At 46.1% G+C, this 22,667-nt stretch carries 16 protein-coding genes and 1 tRNA gene; 9 read left to right on the top strand and 8 right to left on the bottom strand.

Translation table 11 applies throughout. The annotated features are described in order from the left end of the window. Window positions 1-227: 227 nt before the first annotated feature. A complete protein-coding gene (locus J7623_RS19570; RefSeq protein ID WP_291923500.1) occupies window positions 228-2,813 on the top strand; it encodes an SIR2 family protein in 2,586 nt (861 codons plus the stop codon). Window positions 2,814-3,308: 495 nt separating this feature from the next. On the opposite strand, the gene J7623_RS19565 is transcribed toward J7623_RS19570, so the two are convergent. Further along, window positions 3,309-3,392 (bottom strand) — tRNA-Leu (locus J7623_RS19565). A gap of 138 nt (window positions 3,393-3,530) precedes the next feature. On the opposite strand from J7623_RS19565, the gene J7623_RS19560 reads away from it, so the two are divergent. Continuing rightward, window positions 3,531-4,808 carry a hemolysin family protein gene (locus J7623_RS19560; RefSeq protein WP_291923497.1) on the top strand — a complete coding sequence of 426 codons (1,278 nt, stop codon included), beginning with the start codon at window positions 3,531-3,533 and terminating at the stop codon, window positions 4,806-4,808. 64 nt (window positions 4,809-4,872) lie between these two features. Beyond that, the gene (locus tag J7623_RS19555) at window positions 4,873-6,381 is read left to right on the top strand and encodes an arylsulfatase (RefSeq protein WP_291923496.1); all 1,509 of its coding nucleotides are present in this window, start codon (window positions 4,873-4,875) and stop codon (window positions 6,379-6,381) included. 55 nt (window positions 6,382-6,436) lie between these two features. On the opposite strand, the gene J7623_RS19550 is transcribed toward J7623_RS19555, so the two are convergent. Together J7623_RS19550 and J7623_RS19545 are read right to left on the bottom strand one after the other, a co-directional pair. After that, window positions 6,437-7,186 (bottom strand): ABC transporter permease, encoded by a 750-nt coding sequence (locus tag J7623_RS19550; RefSeq protein WP_291923494.1) that lies wholly within the window; start codon window positions 7,184-7,186, stop codon window positions 6,437-6,439. 13 nt (window positions 7,187-7,199) lie between these two features. Further along, window positions 7,200-7,988: an ABC transporter ATP-binding protein gene (locus tag J7623_RS19545; protein WP_291923491.1), complete on the bottom strand. Its 789-nt coding sequence runs from the start codon at window positions 7,986-7,988 to the stop codon at window positions 7,200-7,202. Window positions 7,989-8,251: 263 nt separating this feature from the next. On the opposite strand from J7623_RS19545, the gene J7623_RS19540 reads away from it, so the two are divergent. After that, complete coding sequence (locus J7623_RS19540; protein ID WP_291923489.1) at window positions 8,252-10,675, top strand: ABC transporter permease; 2,424 nt, start codon at window positions 8,252-8,254, stop codon at window positions 10,673-10,675. An 8-nt stretch (window positions 10,676-10,683) separates the two neighbouring features. On the opposite strand, the gene J7623_RS19535 is transcribed toward J7623_RS19540, so the two are convergent. From J7623_RS19535 to J7623_RS19515, 5 genes are all read right to left on the bottom strand, one after another. Beyond that, window positions 10,684-11,319 carry a response regulator transcription factor gene (locus J7623_RS19535; protein ID WP_291923486.1) on the bottom strand — a complete coding sequence of 212 codons (636 nt, stop codon included), beginning with the start codon at window positions 11,317-11,319 and terminating at the stop codon, window positions 10,684-10,686. A 5-nt stretch (window positions 11,320-11,324) separates the two neighbouring features. After that, window positions 11,325-12,104, bottom strand: a complete 780-nt coding sequence (locus J7623_RS19530) for an ATP-binding protein (protein WP_291923484.1) — start codon at window positions 12,102-12,104, stop codon at window positions 11,325-11,327. Further along, window positions 12,074-12,712: a hypothetical protein gene (locus J7623_RS19525; RefSeq protein ID WP_291923483.1), complete on the bottom strand. Its 639-nt coding sequence runs from the start codon at window positions 12,710-12,712 to the stop codon at window positions 12,074-12,076. Before J7623_RS19525 ends, J7623_RS19530 begins: the two co-directional genes overlap by 31 nt. 28 nt (window positions 12,713-12,740) lie before the next feature. Further along, window positions 12,741-13,283 (bottom strand): hypothetical protein, encoded by a 543-nt coding sequence (locus tag J7623_RS19520; RefSeq protein ID WP_291923481.1) that lies wholly within the window; start codon window positions 13,281-13,283, stop codon window positions 12,741-12,743. Between the two features lie 187 nt (window positions 13,284-13,470). Then, window positions 13,471-15,672 carry a B12-binding domain-containing radical SAM protein gene (locus J7623_RS19515; protein WP_291923479.1) on the bottom strand — a complete coding sequence of 734 codons (2,202 nt, stop codon included), beginning with the start codon at window positions 15,670-15,672 and terminating at the stop codon, window positions 13,471-13,473. A gap of 365 nt (window positions 15,673-16,037) precedes the next feature. On the opposite strand from J7623_RS19515, the gene J7623_RS19510 reads away from it, so the two are divergent. The 5 genes from J7623_RS19510 (at window position 16,038) to J7623_RS19490 (ending at window position 22,554) form a co-directional block, all read left to right on the top strand. Further along, a complete protein-coding gene (locus J7623_RS19510) occupies window positions 16,038-17,294 on the top strand; it encodes a TlpA disulfide reductase family protein (RefSeq protein WP_291923476.1) in 1,257 nt (418 codons plus the stop codon). An 80-nt stretch (window positions 17,295-17,374) separates the two neighbouring features. After that, a complete protein-coding gene (locus tag J7623_RS19505; RefSeq protein ID WP_291923473.1) occupies window positions 17,375-18,019 on the top strand; it encodes a YceI family protein in 645 nt (214 codons plus the stop codon). A gap of 189 nt (window positions 18,020-18,208) precedes the next feature. Beyond that, complete coding sequence (locus tag J7623_RS19500) at window positions 18,209-19,174, top strand: cytochrome c peroxidase (protein WP_291923470.1); 966 nt, start codon at window positions 18,209-18,211, stop codon at window positions 19,172-19,174. 20 nt (window positions 19,175-19,194) lie between these two features. Continuing rightward, the gene (locus tag J7623_RS19495; RefSeq protein WP_291923467.1) at window positions 19,195-21,750 is read left to right on the top strand and encodes a TonB-dependent receptor; all 2,556 of its coding nucleotides are present in this window, start codon (window positions 19,195-19,197) and stop codon (window positions 21,748-21,750) included. An 18-nt stretch (window positions 21,751-21,768) separates the two neighbouring features. Continuing rightward, complete coding sequence (locus J7623_RS19490) at window positions 21,769-22,554, top strand: DUF4397 domain-containing protein (RefSeq protein ID WP_291923465.1); 786 nt, start codon at window positions 21,769-21,771, stop codon at window positions 22,552-22,554. The last annotated feature ends 113 nt before the right edge of the window (window positions 22,555-22,667 follow it).

The following is a 22,667-nucleotide window of genomic DNA, read 5'->3' as shown; positions in this document are numbered from 1 at the left end:
TTTCCTACATGTTGCCAACACAAGTTACCTATTTCTTTTTTCTATGAAAGTACTATATTGCTGTATAGCCAGCATCTATTGGACGCAAATGCAGTGTTTGAGCCTCTCATGGCAATTAAAACTTAGACCACAAATAATGCTTTGAAGGCTGTTTTGATCCCCAGAAAAGCTGATTAAAAAGGAAAAGTACTGACACAACCAAATATAATCTACTTAAATTTTAAATTTTGGACCACAAAGCAAATATTAGACGTTTACTAAAAGACGGATTAATTGTACCTGTAGTCGGCGCAGGTGTATCTAGTGCTACCGCAGATATCCCTGGCTGGAAGGGTCTGGTCGACCAAGGAATACAATATGCCGAAGCATTAGGCTATGATAGTACCCTTATAAACGAAGCAAAATCCTTATCGAGCGTTAATGAGTTAACTAAAGCTGCGGGTATCGTCAAACGATTATTAAACGCGCCTAAGCATCCATATACTAACTGGTTAAACGAAATGTTTGGAAGGCCTGTCGTAAAAAATACTGCATTGATTGAAAGCATTCAGAACTTATGCCAGCCGCTCATTGCGACCACAAACTATGATCAACTTTTAACAAATGTCGGTAATATGCAAACGGACCTGGCATTTGATTGGAAACAGCACAGTGAAATTCAGTCCTGCTTAAATAAAAGACAGCAATTTGTTCTACACCTTCATGGAGTCTATACTCGGCCTGACACCCCAATATTTGGCGATGATGACTATGACAGAATTAGACATGCAACAGGTTACAAAACAATACTAACTAACCTATGGATGAACAAGCATTTTTTATTTATCGGCTGCAGCCGGGATGGCGTAATGGATGAAGACTTCCTTACTGTCTTAAGGTTGATGCAAGAATGGTTTCCGGGAGATCAAAAAGAGCATTATATTCTCTCCAAGGAGAAAATGATAGGTACGCCGCAACATCATGAGCTAATAAAACTATGTAACGTTCACTTAGTCCCCTTTGGTAATGATAATGATGACCTACCAAAATTTATTAATGGTCTTAATCCCAACGCTGAACAATTAGTCACGAAATTTAATCAGAGAAAGGCCCTTATGCATGATGGCCTCGTTGCTATTTTGGATGCACAACCGAATGTTGGTTTAGCAGAAAATGTTAAAATGTTCATTCAATCAAACCTTGGCATTCAGTACCATTGGCTGGACAATGACCGCCTGGAAGTATTTACTGCTGCACTCCAAGACTACAATTCCCGTCAGGTGAACAAACAAAAACAGCTTATTCATAACCAAGTTATGATTCGAACCATTATATCTGAAAAACAATTACAGGAAAAAATTGACCTGTGGAATCACGGTCCACAAGATACCTCCAAGCTAAACAACACAGCATATATAAACACTGCTATATTAGCATTTGATATGCTTAAAACATTCCCGAGGGAAATGCTGGAGGATATCCATAGCAGAAATCCATACATAATTCACAACTATTATCTTTCTGGTGAGCTAGATATGGATTATCAGAGAGCCGTTTCTTGGAAAAAAAGATCAAGAAACTTATCAGACTTTGATGGTGACAGATATTTCTTCGAAAACTTAAAGCGAATAATACAGTCGCTCCTTGAGGTGCTTACGCTCAATAGTGAAGAAATTTACGGTAAAAAGACCGAAGCACAAATCACCAAAAAACTCCAAGTAGAGAATCTGTTGATTGTACACCCGACGAGACTGACTCTACGGAATATTTCCTACCCTTACGAAATTCATGCAGAACTTCCCTGGGATCAGAATTTAAAATTTATCAATGCGTTCCTGGTGTCTTTTGAATCAAATAAAATTGTAGTTGGCTATAATTCAAACCATTGCTTTAAATGGAATCCTCAAAAGGAACTTATCGCAGATAATTTTTTTACTGCAGAGCGCAATGATCATATCGTCAATTTAACCATCATCAGCAAAGGAGACAATCTCGTACTGGAAATTCTGACCCAAAAGGCAAGGATTATTGCGGTGAACTTTTCGGCCGCCAAACCTATTAAGCTATCAAACTCCCGACACATCAACTACATCCGGCTAAATCAAATTAATAAGCACTTCTGCACTATTCCTATTTATACGGGGCAAAAGGGTAATTGTATTTTTGAGATGGACGAATTTAGCGAGTATCATGGGAAGCAATCATTGGAAGCACTTTGGAAGTTCATACGCCAGATACCCGAAATCAACGCGGAACATCAAGCATATCTCCTTGAAGAAGGAATTACTGATGAAGTGGAAGACATTTTTTATCCCTACATACAAAATGTTACTCTCCAACCGGGAAATTGGTTCAATAAGGAGATTATAATCGTAAGGGTAACTTTCTATTACAAAGGCCAATCCACCTCAACCGCTCTATTGTTTGTTGATCCGGCGTTAGGATTTTCAAACCCTATATTGACAGTCTTATTTCACGGAAAAAACTGTTTTTCGTTTGATATTATCAGCAAACACAATCAGGTAAATCTATTGATAGGCTACCTAGACACTAGCGAAGTTGGTAACCTTGTTCAGTATTTCGAGAACATAAGTGCCCACGAATTAATTCTCTCTCGTGATCAACCAGGTATAATACCGCAGGATAGATTAAACCACTTTCCAATAAGGGACATGTTGAGTACAGTTATCGTTACCCCAGAACGAGCATTTGTAGTTGAAAATGGACGCATCCTTCATGATATTTCATTGCCGGAATTGAACAATATTAAAATTGAATTCGAAGACCCAATTGTGGCAATTCACTACTATCACGAGAATAATCCGCCAGAATAAATACTGTCAGACGGATTTATTCATGTGTTATTAAATTAAATCGGATTTATCTGCAATGTCAAATGTTAAAGTCATAAAAAATCCGTTTTAGAGATTTGGTGACGGAAATTCTTATCTTATTATCTCGAGTATTAATAGTTACTGTCTGGTCTTTGCGTATGTGTTTTTTATGCGTTTGATAGCTAATTTCGAGGTATTTTAAATGATTATTCTAAACCTGAAAATAATTGTAAAAAAGAGGGAGTAAAAAATTAAATATTTTTACTCAGGTACTGTCATGGACGATAAACTGGCTAATGCGTGTCTGACAAGGTTTAGAAAAAGTCTGTCACTCTCATCTTGATTTAAAGAACTATTAGATCGCCTTTTTCTTAGACACATATAGGATCAAGTTTTATATCAACAATAGTGGGAGGAGGTGTGAAAAAGCTCGAAAATTGACACTTCGTAGAATTAAAAGAGGCTTGCAAGTTAATTACTTACAAGCCTCTTTAGTGCCCAGAACTGGATTCGAACCAGCACACCCTTGCAGGCGCTGCGACCTGAACACAGTGCGTCTACCAATTTCGCCATCTGGGCAACTGATATCGTGTCAGGGGTTGCAAAGATACACACCCATTTCATTTTTCCAAATTTTCACTGCAATATTTTTTCAGTACCTCTTTTCATAAACAATCACCTCCATGGGTTGTTATCCTTCTGAAAAGCCTGCTCCTCATGACTTCTATTATCATCATACTGGTACTGATTGCGCTCAACTTTTACTTCTCTATTGCGGAGATTGGATTAATATCGGTCGACAAAAACCTCCTGCAGCAACAGGCGGATAACGGCAACCAGAAAGCAGCCGGTGTATTACAACTGATCAAAGATCCGGATGAATTCCTCAGCGCGGTACAGGTAGGGATTACACTGGTAGGGATCATGGAAGGGATATACGGAGGCGACCTGATGGCTGCCTGGCTCGAGCCCGTTTTCATTCATTGGGGCATGCATAAATCATGGGCGCACTTAACCGCCTTGCTCGTTGGCGTAGGCAGCATTACTTATCTAACCATCGTTATCGGAGAGCTCATTCCTAAAACACTGGCACTAGTGAATCCACTAAAGGTATCTATACTGATCACGCCCTCTATGATCGTCTTTTCCAAAATCACCTACCCTTTCATTAAGCTGCTTACCGCCAGTACCAAGCTTATCCTGGGATTTTTTTCCATTAATACCATCCAGGAAGAGAAACTAACGGAAAACGATATACGCAGTATGCTGACCACCGCATACAAACAGGGACTGATCGACAAAGGAGAATTTAACCTGCACAAAAATCTCTTCTCTTCCTATGATCTTACCGCGGAAAATATCATGACACCTGCTACCATGATTACTTATGTACATGAAAAAATGAGCCGGGAAGAAATAACGGAAACGATTAAACGTAGTATACACCGTACCTTTCCCGTTGCCAACGATAAAAGAGAAATGCTCGGTGCGCTCGGCGCGAAAGACTTCCTCTTGTACCCCGACAAAGCCATTACTGATATTATGTCGCCTGTCTCTTTCCTGTCGGGCAACCAGGAAGTATATGATATTTTTCAGCAACTGAGAAAAGAAAACACCAACATGGGCATTGTGGTAAACGAATACGGCGCCTGTGAGGGCGTTATCACCTACCACGATATTGTATCCGGGCTATTGGGTGGCAGCCTGCCGGGATATAATGCCACAGAGCGTTTCCTGGTACAACAACCAGATAAAAGCTGGCTGACCTATGGCTATACGAAACTCAGCTATATCCGTGAAACCCTGAACTATGAATGGTTACGGGAATATGAAATGGAAGATGTTACCGTAGCGGGACTGCTGATCGACAAACTAAAACATATCCCTGCCGCCGGTGAGAAAGTAATGCTGAACCAGGTAACTTTTGAAATCAGGAAAATGGATCATCACCGCATTGACGAAGTGATTATCCGTACGCAAACGCTTGCGCAATAAATACTACTACTATCAACATTCTGCCATAACGTGTTTATCTTCCGCACAAATATTTTTGATAGCTATGGCAAGAAGTATTCTCCTGTTGACGCTGGCGGCCCTTACGGCGATGAACAGTGTGGCGCAACAACAAAAAAAGACAACGAAGCGGCAACCACCCAACATCATCTTCATTTATGCCGATGACCTGGGCTATGGAGAAACAGGTCCCTACGGCCAACAAAAAATAAAAACGCCAAACCTGGACCGGCTTTCAGCAGAAGGCATTCACTTCAACCAGTTTTATACCAGTACACCCGTATGTGCCCCGGCCCGCTGTATGCTGCTCACCGGGCGGCATGGCGGACATTCGTATATCCGTGGTAACTACGAAATGGGCGGCTTTGCGGATTCGCTGGAAGGCGGACAAATGCCTTTACCGGAAGGCACTATCACCGTGGGAAAAATGCTGCAGCAAGCCGGATACACCACCGCTGCTATCGGCAAATGGGGACTGGGTATGCAATACAGCACCGGCGATCCCAACAAACAAGGCTTCAATTATTTCTACGGCTACCTGGATCAGAAACAGGCGCACAACTACTACCCTACCCACCTCTGGGAAAACGGTAAAGCCGACAGCCTGCGCAATACCTGGGTAAATGTACACCAGGCCTTATCCCCTGATACGGCTACCGACAAAGACTTTGACCGGTTTAAAGGAAAGGATTACGCCGTGGATGAGCTGACGAAGAAGGCGACCCAATTTATCAAAAGCCATAGCGCGAAACCCTTCTTCCTGTATCTCCCTTATACTATTCCACATATTTCTTTACAGGTGCCTGATAGCGCTGTGCAGCACTACCTGGGCCAGTTCAACGAACAACCCTACTACGGACAGCAAGGATATACGCCGCATAAATATCCGCGGTCGGCCTACGCGGCCATGATTACCTACCTGGATACACAGATCGGCATTATCATGCAGCTGGTGGCCAGCATGGGACTGGACGACAACACCGTGATTATGTTTTCCAGCGACAATGGGCCCACTTTTAACGGCGGAGTGGACGCCGCCTTCTTTAACAGTGCCGGGGGCCTCAGAGGGCTTAAAATGGACCTTTATGAAGGAGGTATCCGTGAGCCGCTTATTGCCAGGTGGCCAGGTAAAATTCCTGCGGGCAAAACCTCGGAGCTTCCGGCTGTACAATATGATATGATGGCCACCTTTGCGGATATTGCCGGCATTCAGCCACCCGCCAATGACGGCATTTCCCTGTTGCCCGAAATGACAGGGAAACATCCCCTGCAGGCCAGTCGTAAATATCTTTATTTTGAATATCCTGAAAAAGGCGGCGCAGTGGCCATTCGCATGGGACAATGGAAGGCGATTAAAAACGGGTTGAAGAAAAACCCGGATGCTGCCTGGGAGTTGTATGATCTGAGTACCGATCCGGCAGAAAACCATGATGTAGCAGCAGCGCATACCGCCATGCTACCTGCTTTTGATGCTATTGTAAAAAAAGAACACCGCAACGCACATCTCAACGAATGGGAGTTCATTAATTCAAAAATGAAAGCGGCGAAGCCATAGATCCAATATTTCAGGGAGATGGAGCAAGTATCCATCTCCCTAAAATACTTCCTCACTACTTATTCTCCCATTTAAACCACTTCACCCCCACTATCACAAACAGGAGCGTATAGCCGATGGAAGCCAGCAATGCATAAGTGGTTTCCAGTTGCCAGGTAGCCGGGTCCAGGCTTCCCGCGAGGATTTTCCGCACCACCCCATATGGCGACCAGGTGACCAACTGTTTGATTACGTCTCCCAACACCCCAAATTCACCAAACATTCCTATCATTATAAAAACAAAGTATACCAATCGCGTAGTAGAATTCACGGTGTCCGGGTTTTTGATCAGCCCTACAATGGCCTGTCCCAAACCCAGGTATACCGCACCACCCAGCATCGCCATCAGCAGCCCTGCAGCGTAGCCGGCCGGCGATATCTGTATGTGGTCCACAAAATATCCTACCACAAAAACCAATAAGGTCATCAGCATAATCATCGCAATTTGTACGGCGATGCGGCTGATCATAATGGTCCACGCCGACACAGGGCCTACGCGCAACCGCTGGAATACGCCCTTGTCGCGGTCCCGCGCAATACTGTTTGAATAGCCCATCAGCCCGATGCTGGTAAGCCCGATAGTTATACAGGACGACAACACAAATACGCCGCCCAGTTTATCAATGAGTCCTTTCCAGGAAATTAAGATAATCAGCGGCACAATCAATACCAGCCGGAAAGAGCGGCGATTGCGCCATAAGGTGGTAAAATCGGCCTGCAATAATGCAGACATCACCACGGAATTTTTAGGGATTCTTGTTTCCATGTTAAGCTTTTTATCAGGGGCGAACAGCCGTTCCGGTTAATCCAATGAATACATCTTCCAGGGTTACTTTTCCTTTTCGTACCACTTTTAGTACCTCGGGATCCTGGCGATGCTTATCTATCAATGCTTCCGGCGTATCTATCGCGATAATGCGTCCGTGGTCAATAATGGCAATGCGGTCGCAGATGGCCTCGGCTTCTTCCATAGAATGGGTGGTCAGCAACACCGCATGTCCCTTGTTGCGGAAGTGTTCAATTCTTTCCCATAGTTGTCGCCGCGACTGCGGATCCAGCCCGGTGGTAGGTTCATCCAGCAATATCAGCTGCGGATCATGAATAGTAGAAATGGCCAATGACACCCGTTGTTGCTGGCCACCGGAGAGCTGCGCAATTTTCTTGTCGGCCGCCCCTTCCAGGCTGATTTCCTCCAGCTTTTGCCGGACTTTTTCTTCATTGAGATCTACCCCGTAAATGCTGGCAAACAGGCGGATAATTTCTGAAATGGTGAGCTCAGGCTGGAAACTGGTCGCCTGTAATTGCACGCCCATATTAGCGCGGGCATGCAGCGGCTTTTCCCGGGTATTGAATCCGGCTACGGTAATGGTGCCTGATACCGGGCGTAGCAGTCCTTCAATGGCACTGAGCGTACTCGTTTTGCCGGCACCGTTAGGGCCAAGCAACCCGAATATTTCGCCTCCCTGTACCCCGAAGGAAACGTCTTTTACTGCCTGGAAAGTGCCATAGCGTACATTTAGCTGGTTCACCTCCAGGATAGTATCGGGCAACGGTGATAGATTGTTCATCTCGGGCAGATTTAGTTTTTTGTTGACCGTCCGAAAGTACAACATCGGGGATGACTGCCGGCATCCAAAAAGGCCAAGCGGGGAGAAAAGGCGGTAAACGGCCAGGTTAGAACGGTGAAACCGGCGGGATAGTTTAATCAGATGTCCGGAATTGACAACCATTGTCCATTACCGGACGCTATTCCAGCTTCATTGCAAAGTTTATAAATTGAATATGAATATCTTATATTTTTGACCTGCTTTTTGTGAGCTACCCTGTTATTATGATAAACAGCTACCTGAAAACAGCCCTTCGCAGTATTTCCCGAAAGAAAACCTTTGCTATCCTGAATATAGCAGGACTGGCCACCGGCATTGCTGCAGCACTCGTTATTTTTTTGGTGATCCGGTATGAACACAGTTATGATACTTATCATCGTAACGCCGGAAATATTTATCGTATAACCACAGACGTTATTAAGAAAAGTAACGGGGAAGTAACTGACCGGCGTACTAATGTACCTATACAATTTGAGGACCGGATAAAAGAAGAACTTCCCCTGCTGGAAAAGACTGCTGCTATTTCCCAGATAATGGGCGGTGCGCAGATATATATTCCAGGCACCGGGGGAGCGGAGAAAAGATTCAAGCAACCCGACATTTTCTTTACCTCCCCTGATCTATACCGCATTTTTGATTATACCTGGTTAGCCGGCAATGCTGATGGATTATCTGCGCCGAATACGGTGGTGATTTCCGAAAGCACCGCCAAAGCCTACTTTGGCGCGATTGATAAAGCAATTGGTAACACCATCCAAATGTGGTCTTACCGGATACCGTTGCAGGTAACTGGTGTATTTAAAGATTTGCCCACTAATACTGACATGCCTGTAAAACTGGGCATTTCCATGGCTACCCTCCGGAAATTATCGCCTGAAGCTTTTTCGGATCTTAACTTATGGGACCCCGCATACGGCTGGCAAAAATGTTTCGTTTTATTGAAAAACAAAGCACAGATAGCTGCTGTTACCGCTGCCCTACCGGCTTTTGTGAGCAGGCATTATAAAGATCAAACCACACAACGCGTGCAACTTCACCTGCAACCCGTGCAGGAGATGCACCTGGATAAAGACTATCCGAATTTTGAGCCGATGCCACTTACGTCAAAAGAATTATGGGCATTAGGGTTGATTGGTATCTTTCTCTTGTTGGTGGCCTGTATCAACTTCATTAACCTGGCGACTGCCTTGTCAGTAAATCGTGCGAAAGAAATAGGTGTCAGGAAGGTATTAGGCAGCAACCGGCTGCAACTGCTTTCTCAGTTCCTGATGGAAACGGCGCTGATCACCGTAGTGGCGGTAGTGATTGCAGTAACCCTGGTTGCGGTAACATTACCCCATATCAGTGCGCTGATCAATATACCGCTGCCGTTGACTTCCCTCGCGAAACCGGATGTCTGGATCACGTTGATACTATGTACGGTAGCCGTTACCTTCCTCTCGGGGTTTTATCCGGGGACGGTAGTTTCCGGCTTTAATCCTATACTGGCCATTAAAAGCAGGATTAGCACCCAATCAACCGGAGGCACGTCTTTACGCCGGGGATTAGTGGTATTTCAGTTTATGATTGCGCAACTGCTGATCATTGGCACATTGGTGGTAGTAAAGCAAATGCGGTATGTAAAACAGCAATCAATGGGATTTACCAGGGATGCAGTGGTATTGATTGACCTGCCGAGCGACAGTGCCCTGAAAGTGAAATATGATTATATGGTTCAGCGTCTGGCAGCAATACCAGGTGTGCAGGCTACCAGTCTTTGTGGGGACGCCCCTTCTTCTGACAGGGACTTTCAACAGGACTTCCATTTTGACAATAACCCGGTGAAAGCACCCTTCCGGATTTCGGCCAGGGGCGCGGATACCGGCTTCTATGCTACTTTTAACATCCGGATGATAACAGGCAGAACACCTTATGCCAGTGATACTTTGAGAGAAATTGTGGTGAATGAAACAACCGTAAAAAAACTGGGACTTTCTTCACCGGAAGCAATCATTGGTAAAACGCTCACCTTTGGCAGCAAAAAGTTTCCTGTTGTAGGCGTATTTCACGACTTCAACAACAAGTCGCTGCACGAGGCCATTCTTCCGCTGTTTATGGGTCCTTCGAAAGATTCCTACTCGTTTGTGGCGTTGCGGTTGCAACCTGAAAAAATGATAGCTACGCTGAAAACAGTGGAACAAACTTTTACAGGGATATATCCATCCTACTTGTATGACCTTACTTTCCTGGATCAACGAATCAGTGATTACTACCAGTCTGAGATGATTACCTCGCGGCTGTTCCAGCTATTTGCGGGCATGGCGATCTTTATTTCCTGCCTGGGCTTATATGGACTTATTTCCTTCATGGTAGTACATCGCACAAGGGAAGTAGGGATCCGCAAGGTATTGGGTGCGTCTGTAGGCAGCATCCTGTTACTGTTTTCCCGTGAATTTATGTTGTTAATCGGCATTGCCTTTTTGCTGGCGGCACCGCTGGGCTATTACTTTATGCAGTTGTGGTTGTCGGATTTCTATTATCATACGGTGATAGGCAGTGGCATTTTTATAGCGGCTATAGGCTTGTCGGTGCTGATGTCCTGGGCAACGGTGGGTTATAAAACCTGGATAGCGGCCCGGGCGAATCCTGTTAAACAACTGAAAGAATAAGCAGGTGGTTACAGGGTGACGAGTTGCCGCCGTAATGCTTCCAGCACCATACCGGTGCGGCTTTGCACATTTAGTTTATTGAATAAGATTTCCCGGTATCCATCCACTGTTCTTTCGGTAACATTCATTTTAGCAGCAATGGCTTTGTAGGTAAGGTCGCTGCAGGCAAGGCTGAGGAACTCCCGTTCCCTGTCGGTGAGGGTTTGTTTTTGTTCTGATTGCAATAGCAGCCGGCGATAATTAACGTTTGATGCGTCGTTGTAATAGACGCCGGTAGTATGTATTTCCCGTAATGCTTTTTCCAGTTCTGTGGGATGAATATCTTTCAGGAGATAGGCACAGCAACCGGCTTTCAGCATTTCGATGATGGTAGCGTCATTATCTTTCATGGACAGGGCCACTATTTTAACGGTAGGATATAATTTCAATACCGCTGCAGTGGTGCTGGCGCCGTCCATTACGGGCATGTTAACATCCAGCAGGAGGATGTCCGGCGGATGTGGTAGCTGGCTTAATTTATCGATCATTTCTTTGCCGTTCACAGCTTCTGCTACTATATGAAAGCCTTTAAATCCGCTGATCAGTAAACTGAGTGATTTAAGAAACAGCTGGTGATCGTCTGCAATGCCTATGTTGATGTTCATAACGTTTATTCTAGGGGTAATGTGATCAATACTGCGGTGCCACCTGCCGTGGTTACTTCCCAGCGTATATCGCCGCCGAGCAGGTTGGTACGGTGCTGCATATTACGGATGCCCATGCCGATGGACGACATACCGGCTTTATCAAAACCGGCGCCATCATCGGCGATGAGTAGAATGAGTTGTTGCCCGGCTGCGCGGATACTGATATCAATCACCTGTGCGCTGGCATGTTTGATACAGTTTTGCATCGCTTCCTGGATGATACGAAACAGGATGATCTGTGGTTCAGCCTGTAATGGCAGTACGAGCAGTTCATGGGTAAATTTTACTTTAATGGCGCGGCTGGAATTGATCCGGTCTACTTCTGCTTTCAGGTTATCGATGAGACTGAATTGATCGAGCCATTGACGGCTGAAAGATTTGGATAGTGCCCGCAGATGCTGAATAGCGGTACTCAGGGTTTCCTCTGCGATTTGCAGCGTATCCGGTATTTCTGCCATACTCCGTTGGGTAACGTTAATCAGGAGTTTGGTGCTACTTAACAGTTGGCCGATATCGTCGTGCAGTTCCTGTCCCAGGTGGGCAAAGGCTTGTTCCTGCATTTCAATCTGGGACCACATAAGCTGTTTGTCGTAATCTTCTTTCATTAGTTTAAGCTGATGTAAGTAAGCATCCTGCTTCTTTTTATAACTAAACACTGCAGATACAACCACCAGTCCCATGATGGTAACCAACAGTGAAATAAACATCACAGCTACAAAGAGATCCTGTTTAACCGGAAGCATACTACGCCTTTTATCAGCATAATATACAACAGGTAATTGGATATTGAGTTCAACACAGCGAAAAAATGCCTGGCCCTGGTGGTATCATTTTCCAGCAGCAGGTTGTAAAATGCATTTACGCTGACGGAAGCCGCGAAATAAATAAAAAAAGCAAGGGTTATCCAAAAAATGGGGTGCCGGAATATAGACGCCTCACTCTCAGGGGTTATAGAAAAAAAGGATAAAAGGCACCAGCAAATGACCAGGAAGCTTTCTATGGTGATGTTGATACCGGGGAAGGCATGCCATCCGCCTAATATAAAGCTGTAAAAAAGGGAAACTATTCCGAATACAAAGATGGAAACGCCCATGAGTAATCGCCATCGATAGTCCTTGATTCCTGATCGGAGAATTATAGTAATCAGACTATATTCCAGCACCACGAAAAAATGGTATACAATAAAAAAGCCTAAACCTTCTTTGCCGATCAACTCCACAATTACTTCTGTAACAATAGATACTCCCAGCAGCACGCTCAATATCTTCACCTCCCGGTATTGTAAATGAAAGAGGCTTAAAATAAAGCAGGCTACCAACAATACATAATAAGCATACACCCATCCGTTCATCGGCACAAAGATTTAAACACGGTTAATATTATGGAAATACAAGATCCAGGTCAGCAGTAGCCAACGGAGAACCCTGCGCTTTCAACAGATCAAACAATTGTCGGAATGGTGGCGGTGGATATTTACCATTTCCTCTTTCTTCAATTTTAGGATCGCCGGTGGTAGGCAACATGTTGCCGGTAGTGGCTTTATCCAGTAATGCAGGATAGCCCACCTGGCCCTGGTTGGCATCCAGCCCTTCTGCAACGAGCGTAATCTTTTCATTTGCTTCGGGTACTGCGTAGTGGAAACGAACGTATTCGCAACCTTCCTGGCTAAGGATACGCAACAACGATGCTTTACTGAAATCCACAAAGAAGTTTCCCTGGAAAGCAGCCAGCAATTCAGGATACTTCATTAACAGCAAATAAAAATTGTTCAGCATTCCGAAATAAGCTGCAACTGTAACAGGCATACCGTAGGTTTGCGGGTCTCCCGTAAATGGCATGTTGTAGTCCAGTTGTTCAGGAGTAGGATTCAGGTGGCCCTGGCTATTACAACCATAGCCGGCAAGTGACATTTGATCGCTCATTGTTTGGTCAGTTTAGTGGAAACAAATATTTAACTTTTTCCGCATGTCTGATACCGGGAAAAAACCCGGTATAGCAAAAAACTGAAAGCAGAAAGCAAAAAGCTATTTTAGCGAGTGACCAACCCGGATATTATTTCCGCCAAATCATTCGCGAAAATAGCTTTTGCTTTCTGCTTTCAGCTTCCTGCTACAACTTCAACAGCCCCTGCTTATGCAAGGTATTCACCGGCTTATTATCCCAGAAGAGCTCAAAGTCTTCGAGCCCCGCAGCTTCGTAACTATCTTTCACCTCCTGCAGCGTATACGTTTTGGGGTTGCTCACTGCCAGTGCCTGCAACATACTGGTTAGCCATACTCCCTGTGACGGCTGTACGCTGATATTCATCTTTTCTTTTTTACCCTGGAAGGTTAAGGAAGACATTTCCCAGGTAGCCCCTTTCTTTGATTTGGTAATAATTTCCATAGATGGCTGTTTGCCCAGGTATACCACTTTAGACGTTGGCTTCACGGTGCCTGCTTCTTCCTCCAGCAGTGCAGTAGCGATGAAATCGGGATGTACCGTGGTTTTCGGCACTTTAAATTCAAACCATTTCGATAATGGGTAATCAAAGCAGGCGCCGTGCATATAGTTCAACAGCGACTTCTTCAATCCATAACTGAATGATTCGTGATCCGCGCCGGTGGGATCAATATGCATGATATCGTTGTTGGCAAAGGTGCCGGTATCATCGGTTTCTTTTTGTACATTGAACTTTGCAGGATCCAGTCCTACCGGGCTGTGTGCGGTCATGGTAAACTGATGCCAGAACGCCGATTGCAGGATACCGGCCTGGAACATTTGCCGCACCATTTCCAGTGCGTCAATTGTTTCCTGCGCCGTTTGGGTAGGGAACCCGTACATCAGGTAAGCATGCACCATGATGCCGGCCTCTGTAAAATGGCGATTTACACGTGCCACCTGGGCCACGGTAATCCCTTTCTGTATCAGGGCCAGCAAACGATCTGAAGCAACCTCCAGGCCACCGGAAACAGCGATACAGCCTGATGCTTTAAGCAACAGGCAGAGGTCACGCGTAAAGCTTTTCTCAAAACGGATATTCGTCCACCAGCTCACGGTGAGCTTACGACGGATAATTTCCAGTGCCAAAGCACGCATCAGCGCCGGCGGCGCAGCCTCGTCCACAAAGTGGAAACCGTTTTGACCGGTTTGTGCAATGATGGCTTCCATGCGGTCGCATAACAACGACGCAGTAATAGGCTCGTAAATTTTTATATAATCCAGTGAAATATCACAGAACGTACATTTACCCCAATAGCAGCCATGCGCCATGGTGAGCTTATTCCAGCGGCCATCGCTCCACAGGCTGTGCATCGGGTTCACTACTTCAATCGCGGAAATATATTTATCGAGCAACAGGTCGCTGTAATCAGGCGTACCTAATTGCGATTGTTTATAGTCGTGTGTGGCTTTATCGTTGATATAAGTTACCTGCTCACCGTTGAGCAGGAAGGTACGTTTCAGCTCTTCTGCCGTTTTCTTTCCTTCCAGGAACAACAACAGGTTTTCGATGGGAGCTTCTCCATCATCCAGGGTGATGAAGTCTACGAATTCAAATACGCGGGCATCTGCCAGCGAGCGCAGTTCAGTATTAGGGAAACCGCCGCCCATTGCTATTTTCACGTGTGGGTAGTGTTGTTTCACCCACTGGCCGCAACGCAGCGCCGCATAGAGGTTACCGGGGAACGGCACCGAAAGGGCTACCATAGCGGGTTGTACCTGTTCCATGTGCGTAGCCAGGAGCTCCGTTAAAATACGGTCTATATAAGTATACTCCGCCTGGAGTGCATCGTATAGTTCGTCAAAGCTGTTGGCAGAGCGGCTCAAGCGTTCCGCATACCGGCTGAAGCCGAAGTGTGGGTCTACACAGGTCATGATGAGATCCGATAAATCTTCCAGGTACATCGTTGCCAGGTGTTTGGCTTTGTCCTGTGTACCCATGGAACCAAAGGCCCAGTTCAGGTCGTCCAGTTGTGCAAAGCGCGCAGCTTCCGGTAAATAATCGCGTTTGCAGATCAGGTGTGCCAATGTAGGGTTCTTACCCTGTAAGAATAAAATAACGGCATCAATGGTTTGTATATAATCATCCTGCAACACCAGTATGCGTGCGATATTCTCCGACGGCTCCGGCGGCGGTGCAGTGGCAATATGCGCAAACAGTTGTTCCAGTCCCTGTTTTGAAAATAAACGCAAGGTGGCTTCAATACCCAGATCCGCCTGGAAAGAAGGAATCCCTTTGGTATTCAGAAACCCCTTCAGGTAAGCCGTAGCCGGATAAGGCGTATTTAATTGTGTAAATGGCGGCGTTATTAAAAAAACAGAATTGCTCAAGGCGCAAGGTTTAAACCGCAAATTTAGGACAATTTTTGTTGAGCAGAAAGCTGAAGGCAGAAAGCATAAAGCTATTTTCGCGATTGACTAACGCGGATGATAACATTACGTTTAATTCTTCCCATGCTTCAATCGCGAAAATAGCTTTATGCTTTCTGCCTTCAGCTTTCTGCTTTTCAGAATAGTCTACAAAATTTATAGACTTTTATTTGGTGATACCAAAACTGCCTTTTATCTTTGTGTTACCACCGCTGATAAAAGCCACCACTCCATCAGTATTCACCACCAGTTTTAATTGTAGCACCGCTTAGTCGCCCCACCAGGACCGGCCCCGGCTTGCATTGTTCAACCAATAATATACAATCATGAAAACGCATAAGCACTTCTTCTTAACCAGCCTGCTGGTGGCAGGATTATTCGGCCAGCATACTTTTGCCGCCCCTAAAAAGCCATTTGTAAAACAAGGCATCTGGCGCGGTGTATTCACCCTCAGCGAATCACAGGTACCTTTTAATTTTGAATTGAAAGGAAAAGACCCGGAACATGCCGTATTCACACTGATCAACGGTACCCGCCGCGACAACTTCCATGTACAACGCCTGGGTAACGATTCCTTATTCATTAAGATGAATACGTACGATGCTGCACTGGTGGCGCATATAGAGTCTGATGGAAAAATCTCCGGCGAATACAGAAGCCTCGTCCCTAACTTCCGCGGCAACGCCCTCCCCTTTACCGCAGAACACGGACAAACCTACCGTTTTGCCGAACCAGGCACGGAAGCCGCTCCCAACTTTAATATCAGCGGTAAATGGGAACTAAAAATAGCCGCCAAAGAGCCTACACCTAATCGTATCGGCCTATTGAAACAGGAAGGTAATAAACTCACCGGCGTGATCATGTCTGTAGTGGGCGACAGCCGCGAGCTGGAAGGTAGTGTACATGGGGATGAATTTGAATTATCCGGCTTCACCGGCCCCAGCCCCATCTACATAAAAGGAAAAATAAATGATGATAAATCCATTACAGGTGAAATCAGCCTCGGTATCTACAACAACATCCGCTTTGACGCTGATAAAAATGCAGCGGCGGAACTCCCCGATCCATATAAGCTCACTTACCTGAAAGAAGGTTATAAAAAACTGGACTTTACCCTTCCTGACCTCACTGGTAAAAATGTATCGCTGAGTGATGAAAAATATAAAGGGAAAGTGGTGATTGTAGAAATCATTGGTACCTGGTGCCCTAACTGCACCGATCAGACTTCCTTCCTCTCCCCCTGGTATAATCAAAATAAAGACCGTGGCGTAGAAGCCATTGCCATTGGGTTTGAGCAGAAAGATGACCTGGAATATGCCAAATATACATTGGGCAAGTTAAAAGAGAAATACAACATACAATATGATATTCTTTTTGGTGGCATTGCTGATAAGAAAGTGGCATCGGAGAAATTACCAGCGCTCAACCGTATGATGGCCTTCCCGACAACGATTATTATAGATCGTAAAGGAGAAGTAAGACAAATACATACCGGCTATACCGGGGAAATTACCGGCCAATACTACAAAGACTATGTGGCCAAGTGGAATCATGACCTGGATGAGCTGATTGCGGAAAAATAACTTTAACATTTATTTCCGGAATTCGTAAACGTTCATCGGTTTGTCCACCTTAAATTAGCACCAAATTTAAACACACTTATATGCAACGATTAGCATCTCTGTTCTTTATTGGAGGATCTATCTTTTTAATGTCTTTCACGACACCTGCGACTGTCCACAAAGGAGAAAAACCAGCCAAAGCTGCTACTGCCCGGAAGGCCACTGTTTTCCAGGTAGACGCGAAAGAAAGTAAACTGAACTGGACCGGCAAAAAAGTAACCGGACAACACCAGGGCACCATTAATGTGGCCGACGGTAAACTGGAAGTAGACAATAATGTACTGAAAGGCGGCACCTTCTCCCTGGATACCCGCAGCATCCTGGTGACAGATATCAAAGATGAAGGTGGCAATGCCAAATTACTCGGCCACCTGAAAAGTGAAGATTTCTTTGCAGTAGAGAAATTCCCTACCGCTACTTTTGCCACTACCAACGTTACTTCCAAAGGCGGTGGTAATTACGAAGTAACCGGTAACCTCACCATCAAAGGCATCACCAATCCTGTTACTTTCCCTGCTACTGTAATCGTTGCCGGTAATAAACTCACTGCGAAAGCTGCCATTAAAGTGGATCGTACCAAATACAATATTAAATACGGTTCCAAAAGCTTCTTTGAAGGCATCGGCGACAAAGCCATCTATGATGACTTTGACCTGGATGTAGTGCTGGTAGCAGCTTCCAAATAATCATTCATTATTTTACTACCCCATTAATAATTCCTGGGGAACATGGGCAATCCCGCCCATGTTCCCGGGAATGCCAATCCACCTTCTTTTTACAGCCTCCTTACAGCAATACGAACTTTTACCAACCAATTTTTTTGCAACCCTCATGTTGCTACCGGGCATCGTATGCCTTCCATAATTTTTACCACCATGAAGCGTAGAAAAATGATATTCATTTTACCGGGCATGTTATGCGCAGGCATTCTCATCGCGGGGTTCAGTATCAACCCCCGCTCTGCCGATCCGCCCACTAAGGCCCAGTTGGGAGAAAAATTGTTCTTTGATCCGTTGTTGTCGAAAGACCGTAGCATTAGTTGTGCATCCTGTCACATTCCGCAATATGGATTTGCAGATACGCTGACCTTCAGTATCGGTATTCATCATACCGCCACCAAAAGGAATACACCGGGCATCACCAATCTCTCCGGGCGTCCTAACTTTTTCTGGGATGGCAGAGCTGCTTCACTGGAAGAACAGGCGCTGCAACCTATTGCCAACCCGGATGAAATGGGCCTGCCAGTAGAAGAAGCCGTACAACGATTGAATGAACACGACAGCTATCGCCAGTATTTTCAGCAGGTATTTAACAGCGCGCCTACCGCTAAAAATTTATCGCAGGCACTGGCCGCCTTTGAACGCACACTGGAAACGGCTAACAGTCCTTACGACCGGTACATCGCCGGAAATGACAGCGCCCTAACGCCTTCGGCTATACGGGGTCGTATGCTGTTTATTGGTAAAGCCAATTGTAATAACTGTCATTCGGGAGAAGATTTTACGGCGGACCGCTTTAAAAACATCGGTCTTTATAACGGTACTACCTTAAAAGATGCCGGCCGCTTCGATGCCACGAAAGACAGTGCCCACCTGGGTTTCTTCAAAGTACCCAGCTTACGCAATGTGGCAGTTACGGCGCCGTATATGCATAACGGTATGTTTAAAACGCTGAAAGACGTAATCGCCTACTATAACACACCCGACAGCATTGTACATGATGGCATCCACCGGGATCTATCACTGAACAAGCCGTTGCACCTGAACAAAGACGAGATGACCGACCTCGAAAATTTCCTGATCGCATTGACAGATGATCGCTTTAAAGTGGCGCATCACTAACCATAAAAATCAACCAACGCATGAAAAAAAATATACTGCCGATACTATCCCCCTTGTTGCTGTTCTCTACGACCCTGGCAGCACAGCAAAAACATCTCACAGATACTACCAAACAACTGGGAGAAATACAGATTGTAGGCTCCCGGAGTGCCAATCGTACCAAATTGAATTCACCCGTGCCGGTGGATATCATCGACATTAAATCATTACAGGAAGCGGCGCCGCAAACCAGTATCACACAATTGCTGCAATACATCTCCCCTTCTTTCCATTCCGTAAATGGCACCAATGCCGGTGATGCCGGCTCCGCCCTGAGCCTGGCGCAGTTGAAAGGCCTGGGTGTAGATCAGTTGCTGGTGCTGGTAAACGGAAAGCGCCGGCATAAAAGCTCCAACGTGAACTGGGGTGGATTGGGCAACGGCGCCACCGGCTACGACCTGAACGCCATTCCCGCTGGCGCCATAGAGCGCATCGAAATACTACGGGATGGCGCCGCGGCACAATATGGTTCCGATGCCATTGCCGGTGTGATCAACATTGTATTGAAAAAACAATCGTCGAATGTGATTGTGGGCAGTACCGGAAGCATCCGCCGCAGAGGCGACGGTGCCGCTACCCGCTCCAACATCAACTACGGCGTTAAAATAGGCTCCCGCGGCGGCTACCTCAACGCCACCGCAGAATTTGCCACCCAGGCCATTTCCCGGCAACCCGGCCGCGACGATGCCGGTCTCTATATGGGGCCCATTTATGGCGGTGGCGCCAACACCCGCGGCTACGACAATATTTACACGAAAGAAATAGATGATGCCATACTGAAAAGCCGGGGCATAGACCGGCATTTCTTTGATCAACGTGGCGGAGGTTCCAACAAAGCTAAAGATGCCCTGCTGTTTTTTAATACAGCCATTCCCGTTAGTGAGCATGCTGAAGTATATGCTTTCGGTGGTATTAGTCACCGCAACTCACAATTCACCGCCGTATACCGGCTTCCCGGCTGGACAGAACGCAACAACACCTCCCTGTACCCGGATGGTTTTCTGCCGGCCATGGATAACAGCATCACCGACAAATCCATTGCCATTGGCCTGAAAGCCCATGCAGGTGAATGGAACCTGGATATTTCCAATGTATATGGCAAAAATGATTTCGGTAATGTGATCAGCAATTCGCTGAATGCAAGCTTAGGCGCCAAAAGTCCAACGACCTTTGATGCCGGCAAATACAATGCCTCGCAGAACACGGCCAGCCTGGATGTGAGCCGATACTTCACCAGCGTGTTGCAGGGTCTCAACGTTGCATTTGGTGCACAGTACCGCACCGAAACTTACCAGATCATTGCCGGAGAGGAAGCCTCTTACAGCAAAGCCGACCTGCGGCCGGTATATAAAATAGATACCAGTGTAAACGGCGTACCTTATTTAGCAGACGGCGGATTAATTGCGCTGAATGGGTTATCGCCCGGATCGCAGATCCACGCAGGATTCCGGCCTTCCAACGAAGTGAATGTAAGTCGCGCTATTGTAGCCGCTTACCTGGACCTGGAACTTAACATCACCGAAAAGTGGCTGCTATCCGGCGCTTTGCGAGCTGAAAACTTCTCCGACTTCGGTAACGTCACCACCGGCAAAATAGCTACGCGGTATAGCTTTGCGCCATGGCTGAGTATCCGTGGCTCTGCGAACAGTGGCTTCCGCGCACCGGACCTGGCACAATTCTATTATACCGAAACATCTACCAGCTTTCAACAGGGCCGGGCAATTGACCAGGTAACAGCCTCCAATAAAAATGCAGCTACCCGGGCACTCGGTATTCCTTCACTGACGCCGGAAAGATCTACAGGATACACCGCCGGCATTACTTCTCAACCTGCGCAAAACGTAGAGCTGAGTGTGGATGCCTATCTCATCGATATTAAAAACCGGGTAGGTAATACCGGTAACTTTTCTGCTACCGATGTTAATCTGCCCGCAGATGTAAGAACCTTACTGCTCGCCACCGGTACCACACAGGCGAAATTTTTCTATAATGCTTTCAGTACACGCACACAGGGTATTGAATTTACGGGCAGCTACAAAATACCGTTACGGCGCAGTACCCTGCAACTGCTGGCAGGTGGCAATTTCGTAAAAAATGAAGTAACGTCGGTGAATACACCTAAAGGGTTGGAGCAGTACAAAAATGTTATCTTCAGTGAATCAGAAAAAGCGCGGGTAACCACTAACATTCCGCAGCAGAAGATAACATTACAGGCTATATTAAATACCGGAAGGTTTAACTTCCTGGCCAGAACTGTTTACTTCGGCTCAGTGACCACGGCGTCCGCGCAGAATGCGAACTTCCCCAAGCCGGACTACTACTACCAAAAGCTGCGCCCTATCTGGGTGACAGACTTCTCCGTGGGTTATCGTATCAATAAGGCGATCCAGGTAACAGCCGGCGTCAACAACGCCTTTAATGTGCTGGGAGATTACACCGACAAGGCTATTTCCGGCCTGAGAAACCCTTCTATTGTAGGTATACAGAATGGCAGCGCAGGCATACAGCCTTTTGTACGGTTATACGCACGTTTTTAATCATTCAAATCTTTTCTCATGAAAAACAAGCTTTCCTTTATCCTGAGCAGCTTTACCATACTGGCTTTCAGCGCCTGCAGCAAAACAGATTACCTGGACGTTAATGCGGGTGACCGGCCTCCTTTATCAGCGAATATACGCTTTGTGAATGCTCGTATACAACCTGCTGACATACAATTCTGGACGTTTACCCAAAAGGTGACAACCACCGGTATTGCTCCCGGTGCTGCTTCTCCCTATGTATCCACCACTTTCGGGAATGTACAGATTAACTTTACAGAAGGCAGCGGCACTGCCTACAAAGCCTCCCGGCAATTTGGCAACAGCGCCAGCTACAGCGCTACCGGAGGTCCTAACGGTCCTATTGCCGGATACTACCATACTGTGTTTGCGGCACCTGCGAAAAATGATGTGAACAAAGATACCCTTGTCCTTTTTTATGACGACCTCTCCGCTCCTCCTGCCGGTAAAGCCAAACTACGCTTTGTACACCTGGCAGCCGGCATCGGCGCTGTGCGTCTGAAAATTCAGCAACAGGGAACGGAAACCACGCTTTATAATAACATCCCCTATGGGGCAGCCGGTGGCAGCAACCTGCAGGGAGCAGCGTATGACAGTGCACCATTTACTAACGTAAACGCAGGTACGACTTCTCTACTGGTAAGTACGGGAGAAGGGGCTGTTAACTTAGACATACAACAACAGGGGCTCAGTAATCTTTCGCTGGAAGCAGGGAAAATTTACACCCTGTTTATCCGAAGCGACGCCAAGGGGCTGGTACATGCGGGATTAGTGGTGCTTTGAGCAGAAAGCTGAAAGCAGAAAGCAAAAAGCTATTGAAGCGATTGACCATTGCGGATATTGAAATGCCCCCTAAAAGTTGGACACTTTTAGGGGGCATTTTTATGGCAGGAAAG

This window comes from Chitinophaga sp., assembly GCF_017745275.1.
GTDB lineage: Bacteria > Bacteroidota > Bacteroidia > Chitinophagales > Chitinophagaceae > Chitinophaga.
Note: the sequence above shows the minus strand (reverse complement) of the source record. Positions and strands in the feature narration are given on the sequence as shown.